Raw genomic sequence first — 13644 nt, 5'->3', positions numbered from 1 at the left:
CCGCTTCCCATCGGTTCCGGTCCGCTACTTGCTGTGAAGGAGCAGAGACTTGTCTATTCGCACCATCGTCTGGGGTGAGAACATCCACGAAAATACCAACGCCATTGTCCGGGAGATCTATCCTGATGGCATGCACACCACGATTGCCAAGGCGCTGAACACCGATCCGGCGATTTCCGCGACCACGGCAACGCTGCAGGAGCCGGAACATGGCCTCAGCGAAGCCCGGCTTGCTGAGACCGACGTTCTGACCTGGTGGGGCCACAAGGATCACGGCGCGGTTTCTGACGTCGTCGTCGAGCGCGTCGCCAAGCGGGTCTGGGAAGGCATGGGCCTGCTCGTTCTGCATTCCGGCCATTTCTCCAAGATCTTCAAGCGGCTGATGGGCACGCCCTGTGCGCTGAAATGGCGCGAGGCGGGTGAGCGCGAGCGTCTGTGGACGATCAATCAGCGCCATCCGATCGCTGCTGGTCTCGGCGAGCATTTCGAGCTTGAGAACGAGGAAATGTATGGCGAGCAGTTCTCCGTACCGGAGCCACTGGAAACGGTCTTCATCTCCTGGTTCCAGGGCGGCGAAGTCTTCCGGTCTGGCCTGACCTGGCGCCGTGGTGCCGGTAATATCTTCTATTTCCGTCCCGGCCACGAAACCTATCCGACCTATCACGATGCGAACGTGCAGAAGGTGCTGATCAACGGCGTGAAATGGGCCTACAACCCGCAGGGCGACCTGAAGAGCATCACCGATGCCCCAAATGTGCCGGTAGAGAAGGCACTGGAGCCGATCGTCGAGCGTGGTCCGAGACTGCATCAAGCCGGCGAAGCCGGTTACCGCTGAGGAGAAGAGCAATGCGTCTACTTGTTCTTGGCACGGGCATGATGGCCAAAAACCAGGTTGCCAACTTCCTCGCCATCGATGGTGTCGAGGTGGTCGGCGCCGTCGACACCGATCGGACCCGGCTTGGTGAGTTCGCTGATCATTTCAACATCGCAAAGCGCTTCAGCACGCTCGAGGAAGCGATCGCCTGGGGCGAATTCGATGCCGCCACCAACGTCACGCCTGACCGGATACATCATGCGACGAGCTTGGCGCTGATCGCGGCCGGCAAACACGTCTTCTGTGAAAAGCCGCTGGCAGAAAACTACGCCCATGCGCTTGAGATGACGGACGCGGCTGAGGCCGCCGGCGTCATCAACATGGTCAACCTCACCTATCGCAACGTCGCACCGCTGCAGCGCGCCCGCGAGATGGTGTTGGCAGGCGAACTTGGCACCATCCGCCATGTGGAGGCCTCCTATCTGCAGAGCTGGTTGGTGTCTCGCGCCTGGGGCGACTGGCGCACGGAATCGCGCTGGCTGTGGCGCTTGTCCACCGGCCATGGATCGAACGGCGTGCTCGGCGATGTCGGCATTCATATTCTCGATTTCGCCGCTTATGGCGCCGCGACCGATATCGACCATGTCTTTGCGCGTCTCAAGACCTTCAACAAGGCGCCGGGCGGACAGATCGGTGAATATATGCTCGACGCCAATGACAGCTTCACCATGTCTGTCGATTTCGCCAATGGCGCTCTCGGCGTCATCCATGCGACACGCTGGGCGACCGGTCATCTCAACGAACTGAAGCTGCGCATCTATGGCGAAAAAGGCAGCCTCGAAGTCATCCATCGTCCTGACGGCTCAGATCTTCGGGGCTGCTTCGGTGACGATATTGAAAGCGCCACCTGGCGTGACATCGAGGTGCCGGCAGTGCTGACCAACTACCAGCGCTTTGCCGAAGCGGTCAGAACCGGAAAGCAGGACGATCCCACCTTCCGCCATGCCGCCAACCTGCAGAAGGTCATCGACCTCGCGATCGTATCGGAGAAAGAACGTCGGGAGTTCAATCTGCTGGCTTCCGAGAGCCTGGAAGGCACGGCCGGCCAGGAACGCAAGACGGACGATCAGGGACCGGCGCTAGCACTCGTCGTCTGAAGGCATGGTGAAACATCGAAGGCCCGCGTGATCGGGCCTTCGTCGAGCTAATAGCTCACGCTGCTTATCCGTGCCAGCGCGCGAGTGCCTCGTTGCAGACTACACAAACGGCACCCACGCGATCTTGGCTCGCCGTGGCTCTTTTACGCCAGGCCAAGACACGCTTACTAGGCGGCCTTAACAGGCGCTCTCACGCCCCGATAAGCAATGAGATCCTCGATTGTGATCAGATGGAGGCCGTGCCGTTCGGCAAACTGCTCAAGCTCGGGCAGGCGTGCCATCGTGCCATCATCATTGGCCACCTCGCAGATGACACCTGACGGCGACAGGCCGGCAAGCCTTGCGAGGTCGACAGCCGCCTCGGTATGACCTGGACGAGAAAGCACGCCGTTCGGATGCGCACGCAACGGGAAGATATGGCCGGGCCGCGCAAAATCCTCGGGGCGGGACGTCTCGGCAATGAGTGCGCGAACCGTCGCGGCGCGGTCAGCCGCCGAAATTCCGGTCGTCGTTTCAGGAATATAGTCAACCGACACGGTGAAAGCCGTCTTCAAAAGTTCGGTATTGTTGGGGACCATCTGCGGGATCTGCAGCTCGTCCAGCCGCTCGCCTTCCATTGCCACACAGATGAGGCCGCGAGCATAATTCATCATGAAGGCGATCGCCTGCGGGGTGATTGCCTCGGATGCGATGACGAGGTCGCCCTCGTTTTCACGATCACGATCGTCGACGACGACCACGATCTCGCCACGCGCAATCGCGACGATCGCATCTTCAATTTTGGAAATTGCCATCTTCTCTGCCTTTCAAGGGTTAGCCGCAGTGTGCGGCGTACATGGCCTGTCAAAAGCCACCATTTTCCCTTGGGCGAACAAGCATATGAAACACCGCGTGCCGAGCGGTGTCCTCTGCGTTGCTCTCTTCCATCCGGACTATGACCGTCGGCTCCGGCATCTCACCGGATCTGCTGACCCTTCGCTTCCACGAAGGCGCTCGCGGGCTCCGAGTTGCCTCGATACCGCCGGTGGGGAATTGCACCCCGCCCTGAGAACATTACTTAGATAGATGATGAAGGCCTTGTTCTGCAAGAGGTTGGGTGCAGATCTCGCCGCGGGAACTGCCTCGCAGAGGTGAAAGCACCGTTTCCTATTGCCGAACAGAGCTAGGACATGATCAGGCCGCCATCGACATTGATGGTCTGGCCGGTAATGTAGGCTGCATCGTCGCTGGCAAGGAAGGTGACGAGGCCGGCGACGTCTTCGCCGGAACCGGCGCGCTTCATCGGAATGCCTTCGACCCATTCCTTCATCAGTTCGCCGGGGCCGTAATTGCCGAGCAGCTTGCCCCATGCCTGGTCGTTATAGGCCCACATGTCGGTCTCGATGATGCCCGGGCAGAAGGCGTTGACGGTGATGCCGTCGGTCGCGACTTCCTTGGCAAGGCTCTGGGTGATGCCGACAACGCCCATCTTCGAGGCGGCATAATGCGGCGTATAGATGAAGCCGTCGCGCGCCTGGCCGGAGGCCGTGTTGATGAGACGGCCGCCGCGGCCGTGCTTGCGCATGCGGGCGATCGCTTCCTGGGCGCAGAGGAACACGCCCTTGGTGTTGACGGCCATGACCTTGTCCCACTCGCCCTCGGTCATATCCTCGATGCGGGCAATGGTGATGACGCCGGCATTCTGGATGGAGACGTCGACTGCGCCGAATGCCTGCTCGGCTGCGTCATAAAGGGCCTTGACGCTTGACTTGTCAGTGACGTCGCCAACGAAGGAAATAGCCTTGCCGCCATCTGACTTGATCTGTTCTGCCACGCCATGCACGCTGTCTTCATTGGCCGAAACGACGAGATTGGCGCCTTCGCGCGCAAAGCGTTTGGCGATCGCTGCACCGATACCGCGGCTTGCGCCGGTAATGACGACGGTCTTGTTTTCAAAACGTTGCATTCTCTTTTCCTTTCAACGGCGCCGGTGTGAGCGCACCGATCTGCACCGGCGACACTTGTCTCCGCACTCAGAGTTCAAACGGCTGCCGAAATAATTCCTGCGAATTCCGAGGCCTTCAGCGAAGCGCCGCCGACCAGCGCTCCGTCCACATTGCGAAGCCCGAATATCGCCTCTGCATTGGATGCCTTGACCGAGCCGCCATAGAGGATCTTGACCGAACGGCCATCGCTGCCCAGCCGCTCTTCGAGCATCTGCCGGATCGCCGCATGGACCTCCTCAATCTGTTCGTGGGTCGGCACCAGTCCGGTTCCGATTGCCCAGACGGGTTCATAGGCGATGACAAGATTTCGGCTGGTAGCACCCTCGGGGACGGATCCCCGCAGTTGTTCGCCGACGACTTCGATTGCCCGGCCTTCGTCGCGCTCATGGCGTGTCTCACCGACGCAGACGATCGAAATCAAGCCTGCCCGATGCGCTGCAAGCGCCTTCCCCAGCACAATCTCATCGTCCTCGCCGTTCAGGACACGGCGTTCGGAATGTCCGAGGATGACATAGCGCGCACCGAGATCGGCAAGCATTTCGGCAGAAATTTCGCCGGTGTGGGCACCCGACGACTGCGCGTGGCAATCCTGCGCGCCGATGGCGAGATCCGTATCCTTGACCCGCGCCACGGCGCGGTCGATCAGCGTGAAGGGCGGGCAGACGACGATATCGCACGTCGCACTGCCCGTTAGCCCCTTCAGCGCCTCGATCTCAGCTTGGGAGGAGACGAGACCGTTCATTTTCCAATTGCCTGCGATCAGCTTACGCATGTCATCACCAGCAGCAGAAGCCGCCGTCGACGAGCAGATCGACGCCCGTCACGAAACTTGCAGCGTTCGACAGGAGGAAGACCGCAGGACCGACCATCTCGTCGACACTGGCCATGCGCTGCATCGGCGTCTGTTCTTCGAAGAGCTTGGTCTGATGTACCATCTCCGGCCGGGTGTTCATCGGCGTTGCGGTATAGCCCGGCGAAATCGTGTTGACGCGGATGCCACGCCCGACCCATTCCATCGCCAGCGACTTCGACATATGGATCACGCCCGCCTTGGAGGCGTTGTAATGGGCCTGACTGAGACCCCGATTGACGATGACGCCGGACATGGAGGCGATGTTGACGATCGAACCGCGGCCGCTCTTCAACATGGCCCGCGCTTCGGCCTGGCAGGACAGGAAGATGCCCTTCAGGTTGATGTCCATCAGTGTCTGGTACTGATCCTCTTCCATCTCCTCGGCGGGATTAGCGTTGGCGATACCGGCGGCATTGACAGCAAGCGAGAGCGCACCGAGATCGGCTTCGGTGCGGGCGACGGCTTCGGCAAGCGACGATTTACTGGTGACGTCGGCGGCAATCTCGATCGAGCGGCGACCGGCAGCCCTGATATGGCTGGCAGTCGTGGCAAGACCGTCATCAGTGCGGCGATCGAGAAGCGCCACGTCGGCGCCGCACTGGGCAAGACCGATGGCGATCCTTTGCCCGATGCCGCTGCCGGCGCCCGTCACGATGGCGACCTGGCCGCTGAGATCAAATAGTTTCGGTGCGTTCAGAGAGATGTCGGACACCGCTCTTCCTTTCTGCCTTTGCCTAGATTGTCGCCAGTTCCATGACCGAGACGTCGTTCGCCTCGTCACGCTTCAAAATGCCTGCCTGCTTGCCCTGAGCCAGTACGAGAATGCGGTTTGATACGCCGAGAACCTCCTCGAGGTCGGAGCTTACGACAATGACCGCGACACCCTGCTTGGCCAGGTTGACGATGATATCGTAGATGCCGGCGCGGGCTCCGACATCGATACCGCGTGTGGGCTCGTCCAGCACCACGACCTTCGGATCGCGCATCAGCCATTTGGCGATGACGACCTTCTGCTGGTTGCCACCCGAGAGGTCGGAGGCAAACTGCTCCGCACGCCCCTTGACGCCGAATTTCGCCACCGCCTTTTCGGCGAAAACGCGCTTCACGCTCGAAGTGAGCCAGCGCCCGCCAAGCTTGTCGAGATTGGCGTAGATGATGTTCTCGCTGATCTTGTGTGCAACGACGAGCCCTTGATCCTTGCGATCTTCCGGAACCATCACGATGCCCTTGGCGATCGCATCTGCAGGGCTGCGCAGCTTCAGCGCCTCGCCTTCCAGCCGGACCGAGCCGGCGCTGATTGGATCGGCACCGGAAATCGCTCGCACGAGCTCGGTGCGGCCGGCACCGACGAGGCCGGCGATGCCGAGGATCTCGCCCGCGTGAACGTCGAAACTTACATCCCGGAAGGAATCATCCGGCGACGTCAGGCCGGACACTTCGAGCACGGGCCTGCTGGTCGGCTCGGGAAGGGTCGGAAACATGCGATCGAGCGAGCGGCCGACCATGCTTTCGACGATCGTGCGTACCGGCGTCGAACTGTCGGCAAATTCATGGACGCGCTCTCCGTCGCGAAGCACGACGATGCGATCGGTGATCTTTTTGATCTCTTCCATGCGGTGGGAGATGTAGATGATGCCCACGCCCTCGGCGCGGAGCTTGCGCACCTGCTCGAACAGGGCTTCCGTCTCCGCCCCGCCAAGGGCTGCGGTCGGCTCGTCGAGGATCAGGAGTTTTGCATTGAGCGCCAGCGCCTTGGCAATCTCGATCAGCTGCTGGTTGGCGGTCGAAAGACCAGTGACCTTTCGGGTCGCGGGAATGTGCAGGTTCAGCCGTGCGAGCTGTTCCTGGGCGCGGCGGACCATCTGGGTGCGGTCGACCACGCCGTTCTTCATCGGCCAACGACCGATGAAGACATTTTCAGCGATCGAAAGGTGCGGCAGAAGCTGCAGTTCTTGATGGATCAGCACGACGCCCTTGTCGATCGCCTCGCGTGGAGCGGCTGGGGCATAAGGCTGCCCCAGCCATGTCATCGTGCCCTCGGACGGTGTGCGTGATCCGGCAATGATGCCTGATAGCGTCGACTTGCCGGCGCCGTTTTCGCCGAGAAGCGCCACCACCTCGCCGGGATAGACGTCCAGGTCTACATTTTTCAGAACCTGGAGCGGTCCATAGCGCTTGGATATGCCCCTCAGGGAAAGAACCGGCTCGGTCACAGCACACCTCCTCGAGATTTCGACTGATTACGGGTGGTTGGCGATGAAGCCTGCCACGTTTTCCTTGGTCGTCAGCGTGGCATCCATCAGCTGGACCGGCGGCACCTTTTCCTTGGCAGCGAGCTTGACCGCGTTCTCCACCGCATCGCGGCCCATCTTCTGCGTCTGCTGTGTCGCGGTCACGTCGAACACACCCTTGCTGAGGGCCTCGAGTGCAGCGGTGTCGCCATCAAAACCACCGACCACGATCTTTTGCGATGGATTAGCGACCTTGATCGCTTGGGCCGCACCGAGCGCCAGTCCATCTGCCTGGGCAAAGACGATCGAGACATCAGAATTCGACTGGAGCATATTCTGCATGATCTGGAAGCCCTCGTCCTGGCTCCACATGTTGGAATATTGCTCGGCGACGACGCTCACGTCCGGATAGGCCTTCAGGGATTCCTGGCACCCCTTGGTGCGGTCCAGTTCAGGCGTGGTGCCCTTCTGGCCATGGATGATGACCATCTTGCCCTTGCCGCCGGCTTCCTTGAGGATGTAGTCGCAAACCGCCTTGGCGGAGGCGACGGAATCGGTCGCCAGGAAGGTATCGCCCGGAGCGCCTTCAGCATTCCGGTCGACGTTGACAACCGGAATGCCGGCCTGCTTTGCGAGCTTGACCGGCACACTGGCTGCAGCAGCGCCTGCCGGGATGTAGATCAGTGCATCGATATTCTGGGTCAGCAGGTCCTGGATCTGGTTGACCTGGGTCGGGCCATCGCCCTTGGCGTCGACGGTGAGGACCTCGATGCCACGCTTCTTGGCTTCAGCTTCGACGGACTGCTTGATCTGGTTGAAGAAGTTTGCCTGCAAATTGGCGACGGCAAGGCCGAGCTTCTTGACTTCGGCCGCCTGAACGGATCCGAGGCTGAGGCCAAGCAGGGCGGCAGACGCGAGCAGAGTGCGCGCAAATTTCATGTCAGTTCCTCCGTTGTTAGTGAACCCTCGGGTATCCTCCCCCTCGGGCAATAGCTCCGCTCCAAACCTCTCGGAGAGGAATTTCTTCACGCCCGCATCGTCTGCGGGCGGAATGATCAGGCAGCCCGCCGCTTCCGGATCGTTTCTGCGCCGACAGCGAGAACGATGACGACGCCGATGATGACCTGCTGCAGGAAGGGCGAGACGTTGAGAAGGTTGAGGCCATTACGCAGCACGCCGATGATCAGGACGCCGATCAGCGTGCCGCCAATACCGCCTGCGCCTCCCGACAGAGAGGTTCCGCCGATGACGACGGCCGCGATCGTGTCCAGCTCGTAGCCAAAACCGCTGGACGGCTGAACCGAGTCCAGACGGGCCGCAAGAACGATACCGGCAAGACCTGCAAGGACGGCACTCGCCATGTAAACAAGAATAGTCACGAGCTGGACGTTGATGCCGGCAAGACGAGCAACTTCGGGATTGCCGCCGACCGCATAGAGCATGCGGCCTTCTGCGCGGAAGTGCAGGAAAACCCAAGCAGCGGCGACGACAGCCAGCATCAGGAAGACGGTTGCAGTCAGAATGCCGAAATGGCGATCAATGGCCAGCATCATGAACCAGTCGGGGAAGCCGACGATCTGCTGGCCGTCGGTGATCATGTTCGCCACGCCGCGCGCAGCCGACATCATCGCCAGTGTCGCGATGAAGGCAGGCACCCTGAACCAGGTGACCATGATGCCGACGATCAGGCCGCTGATCATCGAGGCAATGAGCGCCACCACGATGCCGATGCCGAGCGGCAGGCCGGCCACATTCGCCGTCCAGCCCATCACCATCATCGCGAGAGCCAGAACCGAACCGACTGAAAGGTCGATGCCGCCGATCAGGATCACGAAGGTCATGCCCACTGCCATGATCCCGAGCACGGTGATCTGGTCGAGAATGTTCAGACCATTGCGGACGGAGAGAAATGCATCAGTGCTGAAGGTCAGGAACAGGCAGAGCAAAAGCAGCCCGATGAGCGGGCCGGTTGCCCCCGTGAGCTTGCTTACCCACGTGCCGGACGGACGGCTCTGTTCATTCACGTCGATCGCCACCATCGTTCCTCCCTGGGATTAAGGCCGGCGGCCAATATTTCTTCAAGCAAGAATATTTATGCATGCCTGCTGGAAAATTCATTAACAACTTGCTTAGATGCTGTCAACCAGCTTTCCGGCCGATGAGCGAAGCACAATGACCAATAAGGGGCTTGACTAAGGCCGCTTGTATGCAAAAATATAACTACATGAATATTTATGCACAAGAGGAAACGATGGAGCCTTCCGAACTTGAACGTGTTGCTCGCCAGATACGTCTGCGCGACCTCCAGGCCGTATACGAGGCAGGCGCCGGCCATATTGGTGGCGAGATGTCGGTGATCGATCTCCTCACCGCGCTTTACTTCCGTGTGCTGCATATCTGGCCCGACCAGCCCAAACATCCCGATCGCGACAGGTTCGTGCTGTCGAAGGGCCATACGGCCTGCGCGCTCTATGTGACGCTCGCCAAGCGGGGCTTCATTCCGGAAGAGGAAATCGCGACTTTCCTGAAGCCGCATTCCCGGCTGAACGGCCACCCGAACTGCAACAAGGTGCCGGGCGTCGAAACCAATACCGGGCCTCTGGGACACGGGCTGCCTGTCGCTGTCGGCATGGCGAAGGCGGCGAAACTCTCGGGCGCGAAATACCACACCTATGTCATCACCGGTGACGGCGAGATGCAGGAAGGCTCCAACTGGGAAGCCATCATGGCAGCATACCAGTTCCGCCTGGACAACCTGACGCTGGTCATCGACCACAATAGGTTCCAACAGGGCGCCTCCCTATCGGACACCAACGATCTCGCGCCGCTTCGCCCCAAGCTCGAGGCCTTCGGATGGGAGGTCAGCGAAATCAACGGCAATGACATGCACGCGATCGTGCCCGCTCTCGAGCATCGCAGTGACCGCCCGCATTGCATCGTCGCGCACACCAATAAGGGCCATGGCATCTCGTTCATGCAGGATCGCGTCGACTGGCACCACAAGGTTCCGAGCAAGGAACAGTATGAAACCGCATTGGCAGAACTGTCGGAGGCACTCTAATGAACGCGCCCGTAAACCCACCGAAGCTCTATGATTGCCGCGATGCCTTTGCCGCGACGCTCGAACGGCTGGCGACCGAGAATGAAACCATCGTCGCCGTCTGCAACGACTCGGTCGGCTCCTCCAAGCTCGGCGGCTTCAAGTCGAAATTCCCTGATCGCCTCGTCAATGTCGGCATTGCCGAACAGAACATGGTCGGCGTCGGCGCCGGCCTCGCCAATGGCGGACGCCTGCCCTATGTCTGCGGTGCTTCACCGTTTCTGACCGGCCGGTCGCTCGAACAGATCAAGGCCGACATTTCCTACTCCAATGCCAACGTCAAGCTGGTCGGCATTTCCTCAGGGATGGCTTACGGCGAACTTGGCCCAACCCATCATTCGATCGAGGACTTCGCCTGGACGCGCGTGCTGCCGAACCTGCCCGTCATCGCACCATGCGACCGGATCGAGACTGCCGCCGCCGTCGAATGGGCCGCAAGCTACAATGGTCCCTGCTTCCTGCGCCTGTCGCGCGTCGGCGTTCCGGATCTGCTGCCCGAAGGCCATAAGTTCGAAGTCGGCAAGGCGAACCTGCTGCGTGAGGGCTCCGATGTCACGCTGATTGCCAACGGCACGCTGACCCATCGCATGGTGAAAGCCGCCGAAATCCTGGCCGCGCGCGGCATCAAGGCACGCGTGCTCAACATGGCGACCGTTCGTCCGATCGACGAGACCGCCATCATCGCCGCAGCCAACGAGACCGGTGCTATCGTGACGGCGGAAGAACATTCGATCTTCGGCGGCCTCGGTTCAGCCGTCGCCGAAGTGGTCGTCGACAACGCGCCCGTGCCGATGAAGCGTCTTGGCGTTCCCGGCATCTATGCGCCGACGGGTTCGGCCGAATTCCTCCTCGACGAATTCGGCATGGCGCCGACGGCGATCGCCAATGCGGCAGAGGCGCTGATCAAGCGCAAATAATCTGATAGCAGGTCTATTGAGCCGGGGCGTGCATCCGCCCCGGCCATTGTCTGAGGAGAAGACGATGCGGGCTATTCTGGCAATCGACCAGGGCACCACCAATTCGAAGGCAGTTCTGGTTTCCGAAACAGGAGAGGTGCTCGCTAGAGGCTCGGCCGCCGTCGGCATTTCCTATCCGCAACCGGGCTGGGTCGAGCAGGATCCTCGCCGGATCTTTGCCTCCGTTTGCGAAGCGATCGAGACCTGCCTGACGAAAGTGTCCGACGTCACTGTCGAGGCGGTGGCGGTATCCAACCAGCGCGAATCTGTCACGGTGTGGGATGCTGAGACCGGCGAAGCGCTCGGTCCCGTGCTCAGCTGGCAATGCCGCCGTACCGCGCCTGACTGCGAGCGCCTCATCGCCGAAGGTCATCTCGACCGCGTACAGGCGCTGACCGGTCTGCCCCTCGACCCGATGTTTCCCGGATCGAAATTCCGCTGGCTGCTCGATCGCGTTCCGGCCGGACGCCGCGTGCGTCTCGGCACGATCGACAGCTGGCTAATCCATTCCCTGACGGGTGGACGCCGCCACGTCTGCGATGCCTCCAATGCCGCCCGCAGCCAGCTGTTCGACCTCAATGACCAAGTCTGGAGCGAAGAACTCGGCCAAATCTTCGGCGTTGATATTACCCTGCTCCCTGAAGTGCTCGACAGCTCTGCCGATTTCGGCACGACACAGGGGCTTCCCGGCATTGCCGATGGCACGCCGATCCGCTCCGCCATCGGCGACAGCCATGCAGCGCTCTTCGGTCACGGCGCCTTCAAGCCCGGCGACGGCAAGGTGACGTTTGGAACCGGTTCCTCCGTCATGACGACATTGCCGCGCTTCATCGCGCCGCAAAACGGCATCACCACGACGGTCGCCTGGCGGATCGCTGGCGTGCCGACCTTCGCCTTCGAAGGCAATATCCTCGTTTCGGCCGCAAGCCTTCCCTGGATGGCCGGCATTCTGGGCCTTCCCGATGTGGCCGCCCTCGTCGACCTTGCGGCGACGGCCGAGCCGGGCGGACCGGGATTCGTGCCGGCCTTCGTCGGCCTTGGCGCCCCCTATTGGAGTTCCGACGCCCGCGCTCTCTTCGCTCAGATCAACTTTTCCACGACCCGCGCCCAGATGGCCCGCTCGGTGACGGATTCGATCGCCTGCCAGGTGCATGACGTGATCGCCGCCATGCGCGCCCAGAGCGGCGGTCAACTCGGCGCCCTATACGTCGATGGCGGCCCGAGCCAGAACCGCTTCCTGATGCAGTGCGTATCCAATCTCATCGAACATGCCGTCATACAATGCCAAGCGCCGGAGGCTTCAGCCCTCGGTGCAGCCTATTTGGCCGGGCTTTCGCTCGGCCTGTGGAAGGATCTCGATGTGATCGAGGCACTGCCCCGAAGCACCGAAGTGATCCGCCCCGAAGAGATCGACCGCATCGGCCTTCTCAATACATGGAATGATGCGCTGGCCCGCTCGACGTCACGACCGACACCGGTTAAATGTGAATAAAAATTCAAGCCGGTATCGCCCATGTCCCGCCTCAACGAACTCCGCCTGATTTCCAGGGTTGCCCAGATGTACCACATCGAAGGGCGGCGCCAGGCGGAGATCGCACAGCATCTGCGGCTTTCCCAGGCGACTGTCTCGCGAATGCTGAAGAGGGCCGAGGCCGAGGATATCGTTCGCACCAGCGTCATCCCGCCGGTCGGCACCTATAGCGAGCTCGAGGGGGCGCTGCGACAAAAGTTCGACCTTCCCGAAGCAATTGTCGTCGAGTGCAGCGAGGACCGGGACGGGGCAATCATGGCCCGGATCGGGGAAGCCGCAGCCCATCTTCTGGAGATCACACTTTCACCTGGCGAGATCGTCGGGGTGTCGAGCTGGAGCCAGACCATCTTCAAGATGGTCGAAAACATCCATCCGCAGAAAAGCGCCCAGGTAAAATACGTCGTCCAGACCCTCGGCGGCATGGGCGACCCCTCGGTGCAGACACATGCAACGCAGCTCACCACGCGCCTTGCTCGCCTCACCGGGGCCGAACCCAAATTGCTTCCCGTACAGGGCGTGACGACGTCGAGGGAAGCCAGGCTCCTGATGCAGTCAGATCCCTTCGTCCGTGAGACCATGGATCTCTTCGGCAGCATCACGCTCGCCATCGTCGGCATCGGCGCGGTTGAGCCGTCCGAATTGCTTGCCCGTTCCGGCAACATCTTTTCGTCGCGGGAACTCGCCGATCTCGCCGAGGCCGGCGCCGTCGGTGACATTTCACTGCGTTTCTTCGACAAGGACGGCAAACCGGTGAAAACGCCGCTGGATGACCGGGTCATAGGCCTTCCACTCGAGGACCTTGCGCGGGTGGATCGGGTCATCGCGCTGGCTGGCGGCGCGAAGAAGACGGCAGCGATCTCAGGCGCCCTTCGCGTTGGCGTCATCGACATGCTGGTAACGGATAAGTTTACCGCTCAACGATTGATCGACGTATAGGAACTCGCCAGCGAACCAACTGGTCCCGAGAACGGCGCGGAAAATATTGACGTCATGACGTTTCGCCGTGAGGGGTTGCGG

At 61.0% G+C, this 13644-nt stretch carries 13 protein-coding genes and 1 riboswitch; of the genes, 6 read left to right on the top strand and 7 right to left on the bottom strand.

What is annotated here, in order from left to right; translation table 11 throughout:
- Window positions 1–49 precede the first annotated feature (49 nt).
- Both J2X71_RS12270 and J2X71_RS12265 read left to right on the top strand, forming a co-directional pair.
- Window positions 50–835: a ThuA domain-containing protein gene (locus J2X71_RS12270; RefSeq protein ID WP_310382366.1), complete on the top strand. Its 786-nt coding sequence runs from the start codon at window positions 50–52 to the stop codon at window positions 833–835.
- Between the two features lie 11 nt (window positions 836–846).
- The gene (locus J2X71_RS12265; RefSeq protein WP_310382365.1) at window positions 847–1971 is read left to right on the top strand and encodes a Gfo/Idh/MocA family oxidoreductase; all 1125 of its coding nucleotides are present in this window, start codon (window positions 847–849) and stop codon (window positions 1969–1971) included.
- A gap of 167 nt (window positions 1972–2138) precedes the next feature.
- Here J2X71_RS12265 and ribB read toward each other — a convergent pair whose 3' ends face one another.
- The 7 genes from ribB to J2X71_RS12230 form a co-directional block, all read right to left on the bottom strand.
- Window positions 2139–2765, bottom strand: a complete 627-nt coding sequence (gene ribB / locus J2X71_RS12260; RefSeq protein WP_113321781.1) for a 3,4-dihydroxy-2-butanone-4-phosphate synthase — start codon at window positions 2763–2765, stop codon at window positions 2139–2141.
- A 117-nt stretch (window positions 2766–2882) separates the two neighbouring features.
- Window positions 2883–3027: riboswitch (FMN riboswitch) on the bottom strand.
- Between the two features lie 106 nt (window positions 3028–3133).
- Window positions 3134–3916 (bottom strand): glucose 1-dehydrogenase, encoded by a 783-nt coding sequence (locus tag J2X71_RS12255; protein WP_113321780.1) that lies wholly within the window; start codon window positions 3914–3916, stop codon window positions 3134–3136.
- A 74-nt stretch (window positions 3917–3990) separates the two neighbouring features.
- Complete coding sequence (gene tpiA, locus J2X71_RS12250) at window positions 3991–4728, bottom strand: triose-phosphate isomerase (RefSeq protein WP_310382364.1); 738 nt, start codon at window positions 4726–4728, stop codon at window positions 3991–3993.
- 4 nt (window positions 4729–4732) lie between these two features.
- Window positions 4733–5521: an SDR family oxidoreductase gene (locus tag J2X71_RS12245; protein WP_310382363.1), complete on the bottom strand. Its 789-nt coding sequence runs from the start codon at window positions 5519–5521 to the stop codon at window positions 4733–4735.
- A gap of 22 nt (window positions 5522–5543) precedes the next feature.
- Window positions 5544–7022: a sugar ABC transporter ATP-binding protein gene (locus J2X71_RS12240; RefSeq protein WP_310382362.1), complete on the bottom strand. Its 1479-nt coding sequence runs from the start codon at window positions 7020–7022 to the stop codon at window positions 5544–5546.
- A 27-nt stretch (window positions 7023–7049) separates the two neighbouring features.
- Complete coding sequence (locus J2X71_RS12235; RefSeq protein WP_113298805.1) at window positions 7050–7979, bottom strand: sugar ABC transporter substrate-binding protein; 930 nt, start codon at window positions 7977–7979, stop codon at window positions 7050–7052.
- Between the two features lie 116 nt (window positions 7980–8095).
- Complete coding sequence (locus J2X71_RS12230; RefSeq protein ID WP_310382361.1) at window positions 8096–9079, bottom strand: ABC transporter permease; 984 nt, start codon at window positions 9077–9079, stop codon at window positions 8096–8098.
- Between the two features lie 212 nt (window positions 9080–9291).
- Between J2X71_RS12230 and J2X71_RS12225 the strand changes: the two genes are divergently transcribed.
- From J2X71_RS12225 to J2X71_RS12210, 4 genes are all read left to right on the top strand, one after another.
- Entirely contained in the window at window positions 9292–10101 is an 810-nt protein-coding gene (locus tag J2X71_RS12225) for a transketolase (protein ID WP_113324572.1), read from the top strand.
- Entirely contained in the window at window positions 10101–11057 is a 957-nt protein-coding gene (locus J2X71_RS12220; protein ID WP_310382360.1) for a transketolase family protein, read from the top strand. Before J2X71_RS12225 ends, J2X71_RS12220 begins: the two co-directional genes overlap by 1 nt.
- 64 nt (window positions 11058–11121) lie before the next feature.
- The gene (locus J2X71_RS12215) at window positions 11122–12588 is read left to right on the top strand and encodes an FGGY-family carbohydrate kinase (RefSeq protein ID WP_310382359.1); all 1467 of its coding nucleotides are present in this window, start codon (window positions 11122–11124) and stop codon (window positions 12586–12588) included.
- 21 nt (window positions 12589–12609) lie between these two features.
- Window positions 12610–13563, top strand: coding sequence for a sugar-binding transcriptional regulator (locus J2X71_RS12210; protein ID WP_310382358.1), 954 nt, complete (start codon window positions 12610–12612; stop codon window positions 13561–13563).
- Window positions 13564–13644: the final 81 nt, after the last annotated feature.

It is taken from the genome of Rhizobium sp. 1399 (assembly GCF_031455475.1).
Lineage (GTDB): Bacteria > Pseudomonadota > Alphaproteobacteria > Rhizobiales > Rhizobiaceae > Rhizobium.
This window is presented reverse-complemented; position numbering and strand designations above follow the sequence as displayed.

Coding starts and splice junctions, on each gene's coding strand:
- J2X71_RS12225 (WP_113324572.1), top strand. CDS start 9,292: ATGGAGCCTTCCGAACTTGAACGTGTTGCTCGCCAGATACGTCTGCGC.
- J2X71_RS12235 (WP_113298805.1), bottom strand. CDS start 7,979: ATGAAATTTGCGCGCACTCTGCTCGCGTCTGCCGCCCTGCTTGGCCTC.
- ribB (WP_113321781.1), bottom strand. CDS start 2,765: ATGGCAATTTCCAAAATTGAAGATGCGATCGTCGCGATTGCGCGTGGC.
- J2X71_RS12255 (WP_113321780.1), bottom strand. CDS start 3,916: ATGCAACGTTTTGAAAACAAGACCGTCGTCATTACCGGCGCAAGCCGC.
- J2X71_RS12215 (WP_310382359.1), top strand. CDS start 11,122: ATGCGGGCTATTCTGGCAATCGACCAGGGCACCACCAATTCGAAGGCA.
- J2X71_RS12230 (WP_310382361.1), bottom strand. CDS start 9,079: ATGGTGGCGATCGACGTGAATGAACAGAGCCGTCCGTCCGGCACGTGG.
- J2X71_RS12210 (WP_310382358.1), top strand. CDS start 12,610: ATGTCCCGCCTCAACGAACTCCGCCTGATTTCCAGGGTTGCCCAGATG.
- tpiA (WP_310382364.1), bottom strand. CDS start 4,728: ATGCGTAAGCTGATCGCAGGCAATTGGAAAATGAACGGTCTCGTCTCC.
- J2X71_RS12220 (WP_310382360.1), top strand. CDS start 10,101: ATGAACGCGCCCGTAAACCCACCGAAGCTCTATGATTGCCGCGATGCC.
- J2X71_RS12265 (WP_310382365.1), top strand. CDS start 847: ATGCGTCTACTTGTTCTTGGCACGGGCATGATGGCCAAAAACCAGGTT.